Here is a 17198-nt window from a genome sequence, read left to right as displayed (position 1 = left end):
GGGGACAGAGGGGCCGGACAGGACAATGAAAAACAATGGGCTGAAGGCACTTCTGTTTGCCGCTGCCGCCGCTCTTGTGGCGGTCTTTATCGGCTATCTTTCCGGCGCGCTGGACAGCTTTCTGGGACGCACTCCCACCGAGGTAGCGCAACCGCAGGCAACAGGTCCGGCAGCCGAAACGGACGGCCCGGCTCAGGAAGCGGAGAACAAGGTCGCGGCCCCTGCCAGCGGCGAGACCGCACAGGCGGGTGCGGAGGTGCAGGCGCCTGTCGATGCAGTTGTCGGTGAGCAGGCTTCCTCGCCTCAGACTGAAACCTCAGAAACAACCGTTCCAACCTTTGACATTTTGCGCGTCGAAGGGAACGGTTCCGCCGTTGTCGCCGGAAAGGCCGTGCCGGGGTCGACCGTCGAGCTGTTCGACGGTTCCTCCGTGCTCGGCAAAGCCGTGGCCGGTTCCGATGGCGCCTTCGCGATCGTTCTGGATGATCCGCTGAAGTCGGGCGACCACCAGATCGTATTGCGGGCGACGGAAGGCGATAAAACCGTCTCGACCTCGGTTCAGACCGCCGTTGTTTCCGTTCCCGACAAGCCCGATGGTCAGGTTCTCGCCATGGTCGAGGAGCCCGGCATGCCCGCTCAGTTCCTGACCGTGCCGCAGGCAGCTCCCGCGCCGGGTCGGCAGGCGTCTTCGGACGCAACCGCTGAGGCACAGCCTGCCGGTGAAGCCGGCGAACAGGCGTCCGCTCAGGAAAGTGCAGCCGGGACAAGCGGTGACGATCAGCCCAATGCACAGGAAGAGGCCGTGCAGCCCACTGGCGTGCCGAGGATCGTCGTCGAAGCCGTCGAGATCGATGGAGCGAAAGTTTTCGTAGCCGGCCGCGCCGATGCCGGCCGCAAGGTTCGCATCTACGCCAACGAAATCCTGCTGGGCGAAGCCCTGACTTCGCCGGACGGTCATTTCCTTGTCGAGGCCAGCAGGGACCTGCCGGTCGGTGAATACACGATCCGCGTCGACGGGCTCGATTCGGCGGACAGCGACAAGGTCGTCGTCCGGGCCTCGGTGCCGTTCCAGCGTGAGCCCGGCGAAACGATCTCCGCCGTTGCCCCTTCCGAAACCGGGCAGGGCGGTGCGCAGACCGACCCGTCGTCCGCACCGAAGCTTGAACATGCCGATGGTTCGGTCATCATTCGCCGTGGCGATACCCTGTGGCAGATTTCCCGGCGCATCTACGGCCACGGCACGCGCTACTCGACCATCTATCTCGCCAATCAGCAGCAGATCAGCGATCCCAACCGCATCTGGCCGGGGCAGGTGTTCAAGCTGCCGCAGGAGACGGACAGCGGCGAGAAAGCCGATTTCGATGCGCTTGGCGACCGCGTGACCGTTCCAACCGGGAACTGAGCCTGCCTGCCGGGCAGGCGTTCAGGCCGCGCTTTCTTTCGGAGGCGCATTGCATAGATGATTTTCATCGTATATCGTCGATATACGATGAAAGAATCCTCCCAATGTGACGCCAGCTATCAGAAGCTGGGTGACGTAGAACTGGCCGCCCGGCTCGGTGCGCTTTCGCATCCGGCGCGGATCGAGATTCTCCGCTGTCTGGCGAGGGCCAATTCCTGCTGCTGCGGAGAGGTGGTGGGCCGTCTCGACCTCGCGCAATCGACCGTCTCCCAGCACCTCAAGGTTCTGGTGGCCGCCGGTCTGGTGCGCTTCGAGGCCGATGGTCAGCGCTCGCGCTATGCCATCGACCGCCCGGCATTGCAGGCGGTCGCCGAAATGCTGGCCTGCTTCGCGTCCTCCTGCTGTTCCGATGATTGTTAGCTGCCGAAAAAACCTTCGGCGCGCGACAAATCTATTTCATGTAAGGCATTCAATTCGTGAGTGAAAAAACAGTTTCCGCCGATTCCGGATCAACCCTGAAAACGCTGGTCAATCTGTGGCCTTACATGTGGCCGTCGGACCGCGCCGACCTCAAGGCCCGGGTGATATGGGCGACCGTGCTGCTGGTCGCGGCGAAGCTGACGCTGATTGCGGTTCCCTACTTCTTCAAATGGGCGACCGACGCGCTTGCCGGCGATGCCAGCGCCCCGCCGCTGCTGCCGGCCGTGCTGGCAGGGCCGGTGATGCTGGTTGTGGCCTACAATGTCATCCGCATCATTCAGGTCGCTTTCAACCAGTTGCGCGATGCGCTGTTCGCGCGGGTCGGCCAGCATGCGGTGCGCCAGCTTGCTTATCGCACCTTCGTTCACATGCACCGCCTGTCGCTGCGTTTCCATCTGGAGCGACGCACGGGTGGCCTTTCGCGCATCATCGAGCGCGGCACCAAGGGCATCGAGACCATCGTGCGCTTCACGGTGCTGAACAGCGTGCCGACTGTGCTGGAATTCGCGCTGACCGCCATCATCTTCGCCGTCGCCTATGGCTGGAAATATGTGGCCGTGGTGGCGCTGACGGTGCTGCTCTACACCTGGTTCACGGTCAAGGCGAGCGACTGGCGCATCGATATCCGCCGCGACATGAACGACAGCGACACCGACGCCAACACTAAGGCGATCGATTCCCTGCTCAACTTCGAGACGGTGAAGTATTTCGGCAACGAGGCCATGGAAGCCGAGCGGTTCGACCGCTCCATGGCCCGCTATGAAGTCGCCGCCACCCGCATCTGGACATCGCTCGGCTGGCTGAACTTCGGTCAGGGCGTGATCTTCGGCATCGGCATGGCGGTGATCATGGCCATGTCGGCAATGGAGGTGCAGGCCGGCACCCACACCGTTGGCGACTTCGTGTTCGTCAACGCCATGCTGATGCAGCTTTCCGTGCCGCTCAACTTCATCGGCTTCATCTATCGCGAGATCCGGCAGGGGCTCACCGACATCGAGCAGATGTTCGACCTTCTCGATGTCGAGGAGGAAGTCACCGACAGCCCGGCTGCCGTTCCCCTCGCAGTGGCGGCTGGCAAGGTCGAGTTCCGCGACGTGCAGTTCGCCTATGAGCCGAACCGCCAGATACTCAAAGGCATCAGCTTCGAGGTTCCGGCCGGAAAGACGGTGGCCATCGTAGGCCCGTCGGGGGCGGGCAAGTCGACGATTTCGCGGCTTCTCTTCCGCTTCTACGATGTGCAGTCCGGCTCCATCCTCATCGACGGGCAGGACGTGCGCGAAGTCACGCAGGAAAGCCTGCGCGCCGCGATCGGCATGGTGCCGCAGGACACGGTGCTGTTCAACGATACCATCGCCTACAACATCCGCTATGGCCGCGTCGGCGCTTCCGAGGAGGAGGTGCGCCGGGCCGCAGAGCTGGCCCAGATCGGCGGTTTCATCGAAGCTCTGCCCGAAGGCTACGACACCATGGTGGGCGAGCGGGGACTGAAACTTTCCGGCGGCGAGAAGCAGCGCGTGGCCATCGCCCGCACCATTCTCAAGGCGCCGCCGATCCTCATCCTCGACGAGGCGACCTCGGCGCTCGACAGCCACACCGAGCAGGAGATCCAGTCGGCGCTCGATCTGGTTAGCCGAGACCGCACCACCATCGTCATCGCCCACCGCTTGTCCACGGTCATCACCGCCGACGAAATCATTGTCCTCAAGGCCGGCCGCATCGAGGAACGCGGCACGCATGCGGCGCTGCTGCGCAAGGGCGGCCTTTATGCCTCGATGTGGGATCGCCAGCGCGAAGCTACCGAGGCGGAGGAGCGCCTGCGCATTGCCCGCGAGACCGACGAGATGGGCGTCATCGTCAGGCAGCGCACGCCGGAGGTGATCTGAAAGTGCAGGGGAAGGGCTCTGCGCTGACATATTGTTTCATTGCGACACGGAGGCGTTTCAGCTAGAGAGGCCGCATTGAAACGGAGCCGGTGTAGCAACGATGCAACTCCTCGACACGATAAAGAAGACATTCGTGCCGATCCATCGCGAGGGCTATCCCTTCATAGCCATCTTCGCCGTGGTGACACTGGCGATGGGCTATTTTTCCGGGTTCCTGCTGTGGGTCGGAGCTATACTCACGGCATGGTGTATCTATTTCTTCCGTGACCCTGAACGCGTCACGCCGGTTGATGATAGTCTGGTGATCAGTCCCGCCGATGGCGTCGTCACAGCGGTCGGCCCTGCGGTGCCGCCGCAGGAGCTTGGTCTGGGCGGCGCTGAAATGACCCGCATCTCGGTGTTCATGGACGTGTTTTCCTGTCATGTGAACCGCGCGCCGGTGCGCGGCCGCATTACCCGTATCGAGCATCGTCCGGGCCGCTTCATGAATGCCGAGCTGGACAAGGCGAGCAGCGAGAACGAGCGCAACGGCCTCGTCATCGAAAGCCCGAACGGCACGGTGGCGGCGGTGCAGATCGCCGGCCTGGTGGCGCGCCGCATCCTGTGCTGGGCCGAGACCGGTTCCGACACCTTGGCCGGCGAACGCTTCGGCCTGATCCGCTTCGGTTCGCGCGTCGATGTGTATCTGCCCGAAGGGGCGGTGCCGCGTGTCGCTATCGGCCAGACGGCGGTCGGCGGCGAGACGGTGCTTGCCGAGTTCGGCGGCAAGGAGACCGCGCCCGTGGTGCGCGTGTCGTAGACCGGTCCGATGACCCCACCCTACAGGAAATTCGAGCCACACGGATCCGGGGGACCCCGCATCCGCGAAATCCCCTTGCGGATGGTGTTCCCGAACCTGCTCACGGTTCTCGCCATCTGCGCTGGCCTGTCCGGCATCCGATTTGCCTTTGAAGGACGGTTCGAGACGGCGGTGGTGATGGTGCTGATCGCCGCGTTCCTCGACGGGTTGGACGGCCGGGTGGCACGCCTTCTCAAGGCGACCTCCAAATTCGGCGCACAGATGGATTCCATCGCTGACATCGTCAATTTCGGTGTCGCCCCGGCCTTGGTGCTCTACGCTTTCCTGCTCGACCGCGCGGGGTCGCCGGGCTGGATCGCGGCGCTGCTCTTCACCATTGCCTGCGGCATGCGGCTGGCCCGCTTCAACGTGCTGGAGGAGGCGCAGGACAGGCCGTCATGGCAGGCTGAGTATTTCGTCGGGGTTCCTGCTCCTGCGGGTGCCGCGGTGGTGATGCTGCCGCTGTACCTCTCCTTCATCGGCTTCGAGCCGACCCGCTACGGCGCTTTCCTCGCCACGGGCTTCACTGTCATCGTGGCCTTCCTGCTGGTCAGCCGCCTGCCGGTCTATTCGGGCAAGAGCCTCAAAGTGCCGGGCGACCGCATGCTGCTGGTTATCCTGGCCATCGTGCTCGTGTTCCTGCTGCTGGTCAGCTATCCGTGGTACACGCTCACCGCTTCGGTCATCGGCTATCTCGTTTTCCTGCCGCTCAGCGTTCTGGCCTATTCCCGCCGCGCCAAGCGGGAGGGAGAGACGGAACTGCCGCCGGATGTGGATGCCCGCATAAGCGAGTGACCGAAACTCACGAAGCGCTCACGGGCGGAATCGGCCGTGCGGGCTTCATTTTTCATAATCCGATGTTTGAAAATGCAGCTGCAGCGGTGCGAGCCCTGCCAGCGTGGCCAGAGCGTTTCCAGGAAACGTGGAAACGTTTTTCCGGTTCGGAAACACGACAAACCAAAGACTTGAAGCCGTTCAAGTGATTCCCTGAAACAACTGAACGGCTCCAAAAAAACTACGCCGCGTTTCCGGCTGCCAGATGCCGGATGGCAAGTTCGCGGGTGGCGCGATAATCCGTCTTGCCGGAACCCAGAACCGGAATCTCTTCTACTTTGACGATGTCTCCCGGCACCGCCAGTTCGGCCAGCCCCGCCTGCTTGCCGGGCTTGCGCAGGCTTTCCGGATCTGCCGCCGCCGCGGTGGTGACGAGCACGATACGCTCTCCGCGTTTGGCATGCGGCACGGACACCACCGCGTGGCTCTCTTCCGGCCACAGCGACTGCACCAGCATCTCGATGGCCCCCAGCGGCACCATCTCGCCGGCGATCTTGGCAAAGCGCGCTGCCCGCCCGGTGATGGTGATGAAGCCTTCGCGATCGACCTTCACGATGTCACCGGTGTCCTGCCATCCCGATGGCAGGGGCTGGATTTCACCCGGACGATCCGCCGACATGTATCCCATCATGACGTTCGGGCCGGAAAGAAACATTCTCCCGCCTTCGGCGATACCTTCCACGGGCTCGATACGCATCTTCATGCCGGGCAAAAGCCGCCCGACCGTGCCGTCGCGGTTATGGATAGCGGTGTTGACTGCGGCGACGGGCGCGGCTTCGGTAAGCCCGTACCCCTCTATGATCGCGGTGTCGAAGCGCTCGCGCCAGACGCGGCGGGTCTCCGGCTTCACCGCTTCCGCTCCCGCCACGACAAAGCGCAGGCTCGAGAAGTCGCCCTCTGAGGCGGTGCGCGCGTAGTGGGCGAGGAAGGTGTCGGTGCCGAACATGACGGTCGGCTTCAGCCGCCGGGCAACCTGCGGGATCAGCTTGTAATGCAGTGGCGAGGGATAGAGGAACAGTCGCATGCCGGCCACCAGAGGCAGGATGGTTCCCGCCGTCAGGCCGAAGGAATGGAACATCGGCAGGACGTTCAGCGCCACGTCCTCGGTGGTGATGGTAATGCGGGCTTCCGCCTGCATGGCGTTGGTGATCAGGTTGCGGCTGGAAAGGACCGCCGCTTTCGGCAGCCCTTCGGTGCCGGACGTGAACAGGATGGCCGCAGGCTTTCGTGCATCCTGCCTGCCAAGCGGATAACGCCAGAGCAGCGCAGCTGCGAGCTTGTCCATTGCGGTGATGCCGGCTTGCAGGTCTTCTAGCCACACCAGCTTCGCGCCCGCCTCTTCCACGGCATGGACGATGTCGCCGAGCGCCGCCTTTTCAACGAAGGTTCGCGACGACACCACGGTACGGATGACGGCCATGCCCACGGCGGCGGAGACATTAGCGGGGCCGGAGGTGTAGTTGATGAGCGCCGCCGTCCGCCCTGCGCTGGAAAGGCCGAGCAGGGTGAGCACCGCGCCAGTCGTGTTGGGCAGCATGATGCCGACAGCTTCGCCCGGTTCGGCGAGGGCTGAGAAGCGCTTGCCCAGAATATGCGCACCGCCAAGCAGCGCGCGATAGCTCAGGCTGCTGCCGGTGGCGTCTTCCACGGCGATGCGGCCGGGCCCGAAGCGCTCGGCGGCGTCGCGCACCGCCTGAAACACGGTAAGAGCCGGATCGGTGGCGGCAAGCCGGGCCTCCGCCATTCTGTCGAACAGGGCATGTGCGTTTCTGGTGGCGGGGCTGCCGTTGCGCGCGACCAGATCCTCGGCGGTCATCGGTTCGAGCACTGACATCGAAAGGCGGGGAAACCAGCGCCGCGGCGATGGGGATCTGCCATCGATCTGGAAGGGCAGGAGATTGGCGTTGCCGATGAAGATCGGCACGATGCGCGCGTCCGCCTGCATGGCGATGCGGATCACGGCCCGATAAAGCCGGAAGGAGCGGGTATCCGGCTCGACCGCCGCCGGAATGTAGACAGCCAGCCGCCCCTTGCCCCTGAGCACCCTTACCAGCCGGCGCGAAACGAAAACATGCTCGGCATTGAAGGCGATGGTGCGGGCGAGTTCCCGCCATGGTTCGAGCCACAGCGATCTGGCCGAATAGGGATCGAGAATGTGCAGCGTGTTTTCAGGCAGCAGCGACAGCATCAGTGCCGGGTCGAGGCGCGACTGGTGGGTAACCACATAGATGACGGGTGCTGTTGCCTCCGTGGCGATACTGATCCGCGAATCGGAGATGCGGTAGATGAGCTTCAGCGGTGCATAGAGGATGGCCTGCGAAAGGCTGAGCCCCAGCCGGAACTTCTCGACTATGGCAGTCAGGCCCCAGATCAGGGCAATGGCAGCCAGCAACGCGAGGATCAGGACCATATGCGGTGGTGCTCCGGCCTTTGTTCTTAGATCGCCCTGCGTCCATTCGGACGCACAAAGGACGATCTGAATTATAGATCGAGCATCGGTCCGAAAACCGGAGTCCACTTTTCGGACCGATGCTCCGAAAGATTGTCCGAGCCCGATTAAGCCCGGAAAGTAACCGAACCCCGGTTCACGTCAACATGCCTGTCTGGTCCTGCGATGAGGGCAGCAACAAGGGGAACACGCAAACCGCGATGCCCGGATGTACGTCGGATCGCAACGGAAGCGGATTATTCCGGCATGCGGTAGGAAACCCAGCGGTTGTGTCGTGCCTGATAGATTTCGCCGGTGCGGGTCAGTTCGGGGCTGGCAAGCCCCACGATGCGCTGGGCGATCTCTGACGGATGCGGCAGCGTGTTGGGGTCTTCGCCGGGAACGGCAAGGGCGCGCATGGCGGTGCGGGTGGCGCCGGGATCGACCGCGTTGACGCGCAGCGGATAGTTGCGCGTCTCATCCGCCCATGAACGGACCATGGCTTCGACGGCCGCCTTCGACGCTGCGTAAGGTCCCCAGAAAGCCCGCGCGGAATGGGCGGCCCCCGAGGACAGCACGATGGCGCGGCCTGCATCCGACTGGCGCAGCAGCGGGTCGACGGAGCGGATCAGGCGCCATGTGGATGTGACGTTGACGGCCATAACCTTGTCGAACACCTTTGCCTCGACATGGCCGAGCGGGGCGATGACGCCCAGCACGCCGGCGTTGGCCACCATGATGTCGAGCTTGCCCCAGCGCTCATGAAGAGCGCCGCCGAGGCGGTCGATGCCCTCCATGTCGGTGAGGTCGAGCGGCACCAGCGTGGCTTCGCCTTTGCCTGTGCGGGCGTTTTCGGCCTTGATCTCGTCGTCCAGTTCCTCAAGCCCGCCCACTGTGCGGGCCACGGCAACGACATGTGCGCCGCGCTTTGCCAGTTCGCGCGAAAGAAAATAGCCGATGCCGCGCGAAGCGCCCGTCACAAGAGCCAGACGGCCCGTCAGGTCGATGCTCATGCCTGTCCTCTGAATGCGTGTAAGGAAATCAGCCGTTACTGGCCAGCAGCGAAAGCGTGTGCACATTGCTTTCGCCATCCTGATCGACGAGGCGGGTGGGATACTCGCCCGTGAAATAATGATCGGTGAAGGCAGGAGCCTGCGGATCGCGTGGCTTGCCTCCTACGGCCCTGTAAAGCCCGTCAATGGACAGGAAAGCCAGCGAATCCGCGCCGATATAACGGCACATGGAGGCAAGGTCCTTGTGCTGATTGGCGAGCAGCTTTTCGGCATTCGGGGTGTCGATGCCGTAGAAATCCGGATGGTAGATCATCGGGCTCGCCACGCGGATATGAACCTCTCTGGCGCCCGCGTCGCGGATCATCTGCACGATCTTGACCGATGTCGTGCCGCGCACGATGGAATCGTCGACAAGCACCACGCGCTTGCCTTCGATCATGGCGCGGTTGGCGGAATGCTTCAGCTTGACGCCAAGCGCTCTGATCTGCTGCGTCGGTTCGATGAAGGTGCGGCCGACATAATGGTTGCGGATGATGCCGTATTCGAACGGGATGCCGCTGGCCTGCGCGAAGCCGAGCGCGGCCGGGGTGCCGCCATCAGGCACCGGCACAACCACGTCGGCTTCGACAGGTGCTTCCTCTGCCAGGTTCGTGCCCATGTTCTTGCGCGCCACATAGACGCTGCGGCCTCCGACCACGGAATCCGGCCGGGCGAAATAGACATATTCGAACAGGCACAGCCGTTCCGGCTGCGGATTTTCCGGCTTGATGCACTCGGTTGTGATCGATCCGTCCTTCTGGATTTCGCAGATGACGATTTCGCCGTTTTCCACGTCGCGGATATATTTCGCGCCGATGATGTCGAGAGCACAGGTTTCCGAACAGAAGATCGGTTTTCCGTCCAGTTCTCCCATCACCAGCGGACGGATGCCGACCGCATCGCGCGCGGCGATCAGCTTGGTGCGGGTCAGGGCGACCATAGCGTAGCCGCCCTCGGCCTGCCGGATGGCATCGACGAAACGCGCGCTGGAGGAGGTGTGACGCGAGCGGGCGATCATGTGAAGCACGACCTCGGTGTCGGAGGTCGCCTGAAAGATCGCGCCGGAAGCGATCAGCTGCTTGCGCAGGGTAATGCCGTTGGTGAAGTTGCCATTGTGGGCAATGGCGATGCCGCCAACTTCCAGCTCCGCGAACAGCGGCTGCACATTGCGCAGAATGGTTTCGCCGGTGGTGGAATAGCGCACATGGCCGATGGCGCGGTCGCCGGGCAGGCGGTGCAGGGTGGCGGCATCGGTGAAATGATCGCCGACAAGGCCCATATGGCGTTCGGAATGGAAGCGCCGGTTGTGGTAGGAGACGATACCTGCGGCTTCCTGCCCTCGGTGCTGGAGAGCATGCAGGCCAAGCGCGGTCAGCGCGGCGGCATCCTCGTGGCCAAGAATGCCGAATACGCCGCATTCTTCGTGCAAATGATCATCGTCTTCGGCGACGAAAGCGCCAAGTCCATCTGCCATAAGCTCAAGCTCCGCTAAAGCCGGTATATAGAACCTGGGCCGCTCCGGGGCAATGTGGAAGTTTGCCCCGCCTCCCGGCCGCTTTTCTCAATCAGTTGGCGTCTTCAGCAGGCGGCGCACCGGCGCCGTCGTCCTCGCCTGTGCCGGAGGCGGCAGGTGCTTCCGGGGAGGGCGCTGTTGCAGCGCCCGGTTCGGCTGCCTGTCCGTCACGGTGAAGACGCTTCAGTATAGCATTTTCCGGGTCTTCTGGCAGCAGGCTTTCGAGTTTGGCGCCAACAGATTCCAGCAAAGGCCGCGACTTGGCTTCGGCAATCCATGCCGGCGTGCGCTCGCCCGCAAGCCAGTTGAAGAACAGAAGGCCGACTGCGACCACCAGAATGCCGCGCGCCGCGCCGTAGAGGAAGCCCAGCGTGCGGTCGAGTGCGCCGATGCGCGAATCGATGATGAAATCCGCGATCTTCATGGTGATGAGGGTGACGAGGATCAGCGCGACCACGAACACGATCGCCGCCGCGGCTGCCATGGCAAACTTTTCGTTGTCGATATAGGGCTGCACATAGGGCAGAACGGGCTTGTAGAAGAAGAAGGCCGCCGCCGCCGCCGCTGCCCACGAGGCTATCGAAAGCACCTCGCGCGAGAAGCCGCGCACCATGGCCAGCATGGCGGAAACCAGAGTGAAGCCGACGAGAATTCCGTCAAGCAGCGTAATCGGCATGGTTCTCGCCCCACTTCATGGACCGTATCATTCATCGTCCGCAGCACGGCTGCGGCGTGAGCCGGCTATGCGTGCCACGAGGTCGGCAAGCTCGCCGGGCCGGAACGAACCGTCTCCCATGCCGCCGGAAACCTCCTCGCTGCCTCTGGATCTCGCCAGCGGCAGAACGGCATTTGCGAACCCCAGCTTTTCGGCTTCCTTGAGGCGCTGCTGCGCATGCGCAACCGGCCTTATGGCTCCCGAAAGGCTGATTTCGCCGAAATAGACGCAATCGGGCGGCAGGGCAAGACCGGTAAGGGAGGAAACCAGAGCTGCCGCCACGGCGAGGTCCGCCGCCGGCTCCGAGATGCGGTAGCCACCCGCGACATTGAGGTAGACATCGTGCTGCGAGAACCGCACACCGCAATGGGCTTCAAGCACGGCCAGCACCATCGACAGGCGCGCGTTGTCCCAGCCGATCACGGCGCGGCGCGGCGTGCCCAGCGGCGAGGGGGCGACCAGCGCCTGGATCTCGACCAGAACCGGCCGCGTTCCTTCCATGCCGGCAAACACGGCAGCACCCGGCGCCTTGGCATGGCGCTCGCCGAGGAACAGTTCGGAGGGGTTCGCCACCTCCCGCAGGCCCTTGTCGGACATCTCGAACACGCCGATCTCGTCGGTCGGCCCGAAACGGTTCTTCACCGTGCGCAGGATGCGGTAGTGATGGCCGCCTTCGCCTTCGAAATAAAGCACCCCGTCCACCATGTGCTCGACCACGCGTGGGCCGGCAATCTGCCCTTCCTTGGTGACGTGGCCGACCATGACGATGGCTGCCCCCGTCGACTTGGCGTAGCGGATCAGCGCCTGAGCCGAAGCGCGCACCTGCGTGACCGTGCCGGGGGCGGAATCGGCAAGGTCGGTCCACAGCGTCTGGATCGAATCGAGGATCACCAGATCCGGCCTCCGGCCGTCGGCGATGGTGGCCAGAATGTCCTCGACATTGGTCTCGGCGGCAAGCTCCACGGGAGCCTTGGCGACGCCAAGCCTTTGAGCGCGCAGCCGGATCTGGGCGACGGCTTCTTCGCCCGATACATAGACGATGCGGTGTCCCTGGCTGGCGAGTGCCGCCGCAGCCTGCGTCAGCAATGTCGATTTCCCGATGCCGGGATCGCCGCCCACCAGCAGGGCCGAACCGCGCACGAAGCCGCCGCCGGTGGCGCGATCAAGCTCGCCGATGCCGGAAACGATTCGCGGAGCATCCTCGATGTCACCGTCGAGCGAGGTGAGGGTGACGGCGCGCCCCTTGCGCGTGCTGCGCAGGGATGCAGGTCCCGCGCCGATGCCGCCCGCCGTACCTTCCTCGATCAGCGTGTTCCATTCGCCGCAGGAATCGCATTTGCCGGCCCAGCGCTGGTGCACCGCGCCGCAATTCTGGCAGATGAACTGGGTGCGCGGCGCCTTAGCCATGCGGAGCGCTCCCTTTCAGGAGGCCACAGCCTGTTGCCGCCGGATGGAGAGCGTGCAGCAAAATCCTACTCGAACCTCTCCGGCAGGTGGCTTTCTTCCGCCAGATCGAAGAAGCGGGTGAACTGACCTTCGAAGCCCAGCGAAACCGTGCCCGTTGGTCCGTGACGCTGCTTGGCGATGATCACCTCCGCCTTGCCGCGCACCTCGTTCATGGCGCCTTCCCACTTGATGTATTCCTCGGTGCCGAGCTTAGGTTCCTGATTTTTCAGGTAATATTCTTCACGGTACACGAACATCACAACGTCCGCGTCCTGCTCAATCGAGCCCGATTCGCGCAGGTCCGAAAGCTGCGGGCGCTTGTCGTCGCGGTTTTCAACCTGACGCGAGAGCTGTGAGAGCGCGATGATGGGAACGTTGAGCTCCTTGGCCAGCGCCTTCAGGCCGGTGGTGATTTCCGTCACTTCCTGCACGCGGTTCTGGCTGGCCTTGGCGGAAGAGCCCTGCATCAGCTGAATATAGTCGATGATGATGACATCGAGGCCGCGCTGGCGCTTGAGCCGGCGCGCGCGCGCGGCAAGCTGAGCGATGGAAATGCCGCCGGTGGAATCGATGAACAACGGAATGCGCTGCAGCGTCTGGGTGCAGTTGACCAGCTTGTCGAAATCGGCCTCGGTCAGATCACCGCGGCGGATCTTGGAGGAGGGCACTTCCGCCTGCTCGGAAATGATACGCGTCGCGAGCTGCTCGGCCGACATTTCGAGGGAAAAGAAGCCGATCACGCCACCGTTCTTGGCCTTGAACGAGCCATCCGCCTGCTGCTCGGGCTGATAGGCATCGGCAATATTGAAGGCGATGTTGGTGACAAGCGAGGTCTTGCCCATACCCGGGCGGCCGGCGAGCACGATCAGGTCGGACTGCTGAAGGCCGCCCATGCGCTTGTCGAGGTCGCGCAGTCCTGTCGCGACACCGGAGAGCCCGCCATCTCGCATATAGGCGGCGCTGGCCATGTCGATGGCCGTCTTCAGGGCGGTTGAGAAATCCTCGAAGCCACCATCGTAACGGCCGGTTTCGGCCAGTTCGAACAGGCGTCGTTCCGCCTCCTCGATCTGGGAGGACGGCGACATGTCCACCGGCGCGTCATAAGCGACGTTGACCATGTCTTCGCCGACAGTGATCAGGGCGCGGCGCGTGGCCAGATCATAGATGGCGCGGCCATAATCTGCAGCGTTGATGACGGTCACCGCTTCCGCAGCCAGCCGGGCGAGGTACTGAACCACCGTCATGTCGCCCACCTTCTCGTCGGCGGGCAGGAAGGTCTTCATCGTCACCGGGTTGGCCATCTTGCCCATCCGGATGAGTTCGGATGCGACCTCGAAGATCTTGCGGTGCAGGGGTTCGTAGAAGTGGTTCGCTTTCAGGAAATCCGAAACGCGATAAAATGCGTCGTTGTTGACGAGCATGGCGCCAAGCAAAGCCTGCTCGGCCTCAATGTTATTGGGTGCCTCGCGATAGAGCGGCGTGTCCGCCGCAGCCAGTTTGCGTGCTGCCTCTGCCATGATTCCCTCGGGTTGCCGATGCCTGTGGTTAGCAGACGAAGGATCGCCTGAGTCCATCTCTTCCCGACAATCTGTCCGCTACGCCCGTGATCCACAGCCTGCACGCGCCATCCACAGGGGAGGCCGGCGAAAGGCGGATTTCCGGCAGAATCAGGTTGACTCGGGAACGAGATGGAAATTTTAACAGCCGCCGCCGAACGTATCAAGAACATGCCGCTCAGTCGGTAAGGGCATCGCCCCAGTCGGCGCGCTTCGCTCTTTTGAAAGTCTCGCCGTTGCGTTTGGTGAACAGCCTTGTCGCGGCAATGCCGTCCGGGCAGCACAGCTTCAGCTCGACCTTTCCGGAGCCTGCCCTCTGCGGCGCAAGAACGCGCATCCTCTGTGATTCATCATCGGGCCTGTGACGGGAAACGGCAATATAGGCGAATTTCTCGTCTTCCCACGGAACCTCCGCATCCTTGGCGAGGCGGTGAATGCGCGAACGCGCGACGCGGCGTGAAAAATGGCACCAGTCGGGCGAGGTGAGCGGGCACGGAGCGGCATGGACGCAGGGGGCCAGAACATGTGCGCCGGCCTCGATCAGCCGCGCGCGGCAGGCGAGGATGCGCTGCCATCCGGCCGGAGTGCCGGGCTCGACGATCAGCAGCGTATCGGCTGCGAGCCTCCAGAGCTGGTCGACCAGAGACACGCGGGCAACCGGTTCGAGTTCGTCCAGAACATAGACGCAGGTTACAAGATCGGCAGGCGCAAGATCGCTGAGGTTCCGGGTCGCGTCACCGCTTTTCCATTCGCTTTGAAAGGGCAGGTGGCCGGCGAGATTCTGGCCGATTCGTCGTGCCGGGTCGCTGGCCTCAAGAAGCGTCGCGTGGTTCAGCTCAGGCCATGTATCGGCTGCTGCCCACAGCGCCGTTCCGGGGCCGGAACCGATGTCGAGCAACGAGGCGGGGGACCAGTCGGGACGGGCCTCTGCTACGGCATCGAGGCTGGCCCACACGGCGGCATAGGTGGCTGGCAGGCGGGTCGCCAGATAGGCTTTCACCGCGAGATCTTCCGACATATGCAGGCGACCGTCACGCAGTTCCGCACGGTAGCGCTCGGAAAGCCGGCGCGCCGCCTGTTTCAGCACATCGATTGGCGTGTCTTCAAGAAGCGCATCGACGGCAGCTCTGAGTTGCGAAGGCAGTTGCACGCTCAGGCTCCGCGGGGCGCAAGCAGGATCAGCGAGGCTCCCGCAAGGCAGATGAGTGCGCCCGCGACATCCCATTTGTCTGGCCGCAGCCCTTCCGCGAACCACAGCCAGCCGAGCGAAGCCGCGATGTAGATACCGCCGTAGGCCGCATAGGTGCGCCCTGCCGCTTCGCTTTCCACCTGCGCGAGCAGCCACGCAAACAGGGCAAGGGAGAGGATTCCCGGAACCAGCCAGAGCGCGGATTTGCCAAGCTTCCACCACGCCCAGAAAGCGAAGCAGCCGGCGATCTCGGCAAGGGCGGCGGCGGCGTAGATCACATAGATCATGGAGGAATTCCGATGATGGGTGTCAGCCCCTATTCATCGCAATTCCTCCATTTTACAACCCCGCTAAAGGATGACTGCGCAGGGGGCCGGGTTATTTTCCGCCGGAAACGCGGCGTTTTGCCGTTGGCTTTGCTGCCGGCTTCTTTGCTGGTGCATCCGGGCTATGCGCCTTTTCGTGCATTTCCAGCGCCTTTTCGCACTTGGACATGTAATCGCGAGTGATCGGCAGGGCATCGTTCCTGCGGGTGAGCTGGATCTGGAAATTGACCAGATCCTGCCAGCGGAACGAGGCTTCCGAGCCCGAAAGATAAAACTCCCACATGCGGCAGAAGCGCTCGTCGTAGATGTCCTTCACCTTGTCGCGATTGGCGAGGAAACGCTCGCGCCAGTGCTTGAGTGTCTCGGCATAGTGCAGGCGCAGGATCTCAACATCGGTGATCGCCAGTCCGGACTTTTCGATCGCGGGCATGATCTCGGACAGAGCGGGAATGTAGCCTCCGGGGAAAATGTGCTTGCGGATGAAGGCATTCGTCGTTGTCGGCGGGGCCGTGCGCCCGATCGTGTGCAGCAGCATCACGCCGTCCGGCTTCAGCAATGTGGCGCATTTGTCGAAGAATGTCTGGTACTGGGTGATGCCGACATGCTCGAACATGCCGACCGAGACGATGCGGTCGAACCGTTCGGACAGATCGCGATAGTCGCGGATTTCGAAATGCACATGCTGGTCGAGCCCCTCCGCCTGCGCCCGCTCCGTGGCCACCTGATGCTGCTCATGGGACAGCGTGACGCCAAGCACATCCGTTTCGAAGGCTTTGGCGATATAGAGGCTGAGGCCTCCCCAGCCGCAACCGATGTCGAGCACCGTCTGGCCGGGCTTTATGCGCAGCTTGGCCGCGATGTGCCGCTTCTTGGCGAGTTGTGCCTCTTCGAGAGACATGTCCGGCCGCTCGAAATAGGCGCAGGAATACTGCATGTCGTCGTCGAGGAAGAGTTTGTAGAGCTCGCCTGAAAGATCGTAGTGATGTTCGACATTCTTCCTGGAGCGGCGGTGCGTGTTGAATTGCTGCAAGGGCCGGAAGGCGAGACGCGCGGTGTTGAGCAGCTTGCCCCAGTTCGAATCGGTCCAGGAGATGCCCATGTTCTGGTAGACCAGATGCAGGAAGCTCAGCACGTCGCCTTCGACGAAATCGAGTTCCTGCTCCATGAAGGCTTCCGGAATGGCGAGTGACGGATGCAGCGCGATAGCGCGTTCTGCCCGTCTGGTGTGGATGACCACATGGGTCTTGGGGCCGGTTCCGTCGCCGAAGGTCCGGGTTGCGCCGTTGGGTCCGGTCACGGTCAGAGTCCCGGTGTGGACGATCTTGTCGATTATGCGTTGCAGAAGAATATTCATCGCCAGCCTCTTCCTGCGCGAATCCTGCGGCCGGAAACTGGCGCGGGAGATCGCTCTTTGCCAAAGAGTTGGACAGCTTCATCGCTACACTGGAACGATGGAACGGTCCAAGACAGCACTGATATGCAATCTTGCAGAAATGATTCCGGTTTGAAAAGTTCCAATGTGGCACAAAAAAACCC

15 protein-coding genes are annotated in these 17198 nt (G+C 63.0%); 6 read left to right on the top strand and 9 right to left on the bottom strand.

Annotated elements, in window-relative coordinates; genetic code table 11:
• Nucleotides 1-25 precede the first annotated feature (25 nt).
• The 6 genes from AC5XE7_RS12480 to AC5XE7_RS12455 all read left to right on the top strand — a co-directional run bounded on the left by AC5XE7_RS12480 (nucleotide 26) and on the right by AC5XE7_RS12455 (nucleotide 5586).
• Nucleotides 26-1402 (top strand): Ig-like domain-containing protein, encoded by a 1377-nt coding sequence (locus AC5XE7_RS12480; protein WP_495366271.1) that lies wholly within the window; start codon nucleotides 26-28, stop codon nucleotides 1400-1402.
• An 87-nt stretch (nucleotides 1403-1489) separates the two neighbouring features.
• Nucleotides 1490-1822: an ArsR/SmtB family transcription factor gene (locus AC5XE7_RS12475; RefSeq protein WP_495366270.1), complete on the top strand. Its 333-nt coding sequence runs from the start codon at nucleotides 1490-1492 to the stop codon at nucleotides 1820-1822.
• Nucleotides 1823-1878: 56 nt separating this feature from the next.
• Nucleotides 1879-3765: an ABCB family ABC transporter ATP-binding protein/permease gene (locus tag AC5XE7_RS12470; RefSeq protein ID WP_495366269.1), complete on the top strand. Its 1887-nt coding sequence runs from the start codon at nucleotides 1879-1881 to the stop codon at nucleotides 3763-3765.
• Nucleotides 3766-3865: 100 nt separating this feature from the next.
• Nucleotides 3866-4564 (top strand): phosphatidylserine decarboxylase, encoded by a 699-nt coding sequence (locus tag AC5XE7_RS12465; protein ID WP_280200160.1) that lies wholly within the window; start codon nucleotides 3866-3868, stop codon nucleotides 4562-4564.
• 9 nt (nucleotides 4565-4573) lie between these two features.
• The gene (gene pssA, locus AC5XE7_RS12460; protein ID WP_239798409.1) at nucleotides 4574-5398 is read left to right on the top strand and encodes a CDP-diacylglycerol--serine O-phosphatidyltransferase; all 825 of its coding nucleotides are present in this window, start codon (nucleotides 4574-4576) and stop codon (nucleotides 5396-5398) included.
• Nucleotides 5395-5586: a hypothetical protein gene (locus tag AC5XE7_RS12455; protein WP_280200162.1), complete on the top strand. Its 192-nt coding sequence runs from the start codon at nucleotides 5395-5397 to the stop codon at nucleotides 5584-5586. The genes pssA and AC5XE7_RS12455 overlap by 4 nt, the downstream gene beginning before the upstream one ends.
• A 32-nt stretch (nucleotides 5587-5618) precedes the next feature.
• Here the strand turns inward: AC5XE7_RS12455 and AC5XE7_RS12450 are convergent, their stop codons facing one another.
• The 9 genes from AC5XE7_RS12450 to AC5XE7_RS12410 form a co-directional block, all read right to left on the bottom strand.
• Entirely contained in the window at nucleotides 5619-7847 is a 2229-nt protein-coding gene (locus AC5XE7_RS12450) for an AMP-binding protein (protein WP_495366268.1), read from the bottom strand.
• 275 nt (nucleotides 7848-8122) lie between these two features.
• Nucleotides 8123-8878, bottom strand: coding sequence for an SDR family NAD(P)-dependent oxidoreductase (locus AC5XE7_RS12445; protein ID WP_495366267.1), 756 nt, complete (start codon nucleotides 8876-8878; stop codon nucleotides 8123-8125).
• Between the two features lie 28 nt (nucleotides 8879-8906).
• A complete protein-coding gene (purF, locus tag AC5XE7_RS12440) occupies nucleotides 8907-10391 on the bottom strand; it encodes an amidophosphoribosyltransferase (protein WP_495366266.1) in 1485 nt (494 codons plus the stop codon).
• 91 nt (nucleotides 10392-10482) lie between these two features.
• Nucleotides 10483-11106, bottom strand: a complete 624-nt coding sequence (locus AC5XE7_RS12435) for a CvpA family protein (RefSeq protein WP_183828936.1) — start codon at nucleotides 11104-11106, stop codon at nucleotides 10483-10485.
• A 27-nt stretch (nucleotides 11107-11133) separates the two neighbouring features.
• The gene (gene radA / locus AC5XE7_RS12430) at nucleotides 11134-12552 is read right to left on the bottom strand and encodes a DNA repair protein RadA (RefSeq protein WP_183828939.1); all 1419 of its coding nucleotides are present in this window, start codon (nucleotides 12550-12552) and stop codon (nucleotides 11134-11136) included.
• A 65-nt stretch (nucleotides 12553-12617) separates the two neighbouring features.
• Nucleotides 12618-14108, bottom strand: coding sequence for a replicative DNA helicase (locus tag AC5XE7_RS12425; protein ID WP_239798414.1), 1491 nt, complete (start codon nucleotides 14106-14108; stop codon nucleotides 12618-12620).
• Nucleotides 14109-14325: 217 nt separating this feature from the next.
• Nucleotides 14326-15297 (bottom strand): small ribosomal subunit Rsm22 family protein, encoded by a 972-nt coding sequence (locus tag AC5XE7_RS12420; RefSeq protein ID WP_495366265.1) that lies wholly within the window; start codon nucleotides 15295-15297, stop codon nucleotides 14326-14328.
• A gap of 2 nt (nucleotides 15298-15299) precedes the next feature.
• The gene (locus AC5XE7_RS12415; protein WP_495366264.1) at nucleotides 15300-15623 is read right to left on the bottom strand and encodes a YnfA family protein; all 324 of its coding nucleotides are present in this window, start codon (nucleotides 15621-15623) and stop codon (nucleotides 15300-15302) included.
• 91 nt (nucleotides 15624-15714) lie between these two features.
• Nucleotides 15715-17016, bottom strand: a complete 1302-nt coding sequence (locus tag AC5XE7_RS12410; protein WP_495366263.1) for a cyclopropane fatty acid synthase — start codon at nucleotides 17014-17016, stop codon at nucleotides 15715-15717.
• Nucleotides 17017-17198: the final 182 nt, after the last annotated feature.

It is taken from the genome of Aquamicrobium sp. YD-1-mutant5 (genome assembly GCF_059509755.1).
Note: the sequence above shows the minus strand (reverse complement) of the source record. Positions and strands in the feature narration are given on the sequence as shown.

Excerpts from the sequence above, each read along its gene's own strand:
- AC5XE7_RS12480 (WP_495366271.1), top strand. The coding sequence starts at position 26 with ATGAAAAACAATGGGCTGAAGGCACTTCTGTTTGCCGCTGCCGCCGCT.
- AC5XE7_RS12475 (WP_495366270.1), top strand. The coding sequence starts at position 1,490 with ATGAAAGAATCCTCCCAATGTGACGCCAGCTATCAGAAGCTGGGTGAC.
- AC5XE7_RS12465 (WP_280200160.1), top strand. The coding sequence starts at position 3,866 with ATGCAACTCCTCGACACGATAAAGAAGACATTCGTGCCGATCCATCGC.
- pssA (WP_239798409.1), top strand. The coding sequence starts at position 4,574 with ATGACCCCACCCTACAGGAAATTCGAGCCACACGGATCCGGGGGACCC.
- AC5XE7_RS12450 (WP_495366268.1), bottom strand. The coding sequence starts at position 7,847 with ATGGTCCTGATCCTCGCGTTGCTGGCTGCCATTGCCCTGATCTGGGGC.
- AC5XE7_RS12445 (WP_495366267.1), bottom strand. The coding sequence starts at position 8,878 with ATGAGCATCGACCTGACGGGCCGTCTGGCTCTTGTGACGGGCGCTTCG.
- purF (WP_495366266.1), bottom strand. The coding sequence starts at position 10,391 with ATGGCAGATGGACTTGGCGCTTTCGTCGCCGAAGACGATGATCATTTG.
- AC5XE7_RS12435 (WP_183828936.1), bottom strand. The coding sequence starts at position 11,106 with ATGCCGATTACGCTGCTTGACGGAATTCTCGTCGGCTTCACTCTGGTT.
- radA (WP_183828939.1), bottom strand. The coding sequence starts at position 12,552 with ATGGCTAAGGCGCCGCGCACCCAGTTCATCTGCCAGAATTGCGGCGCG.
- AC5XE7_RS12425 (WP_239798414.1), bottom strand. The coding sequence starts at position 14,108 with ATGGCAGAGGCAGCACGCAAACTGGCTGCGGCGGACACGCCGCTCTAT.
- AC5XE7_RS12415 (WP_495366264.1), bottom strand. The coding sequence starts at position 15,623 with ATGATCTATGTGATCTACGCCGCCGCCGCCCTTGCCGAGATCGCCGGC.
- AC5XE7_RS12410 (WP_495366263.1), bottom strand. The coding sequence starts at position 17,016 with ATGAATATTCTTCTGCAACGCATAATCGACAAGATCGTCCACACCGGG.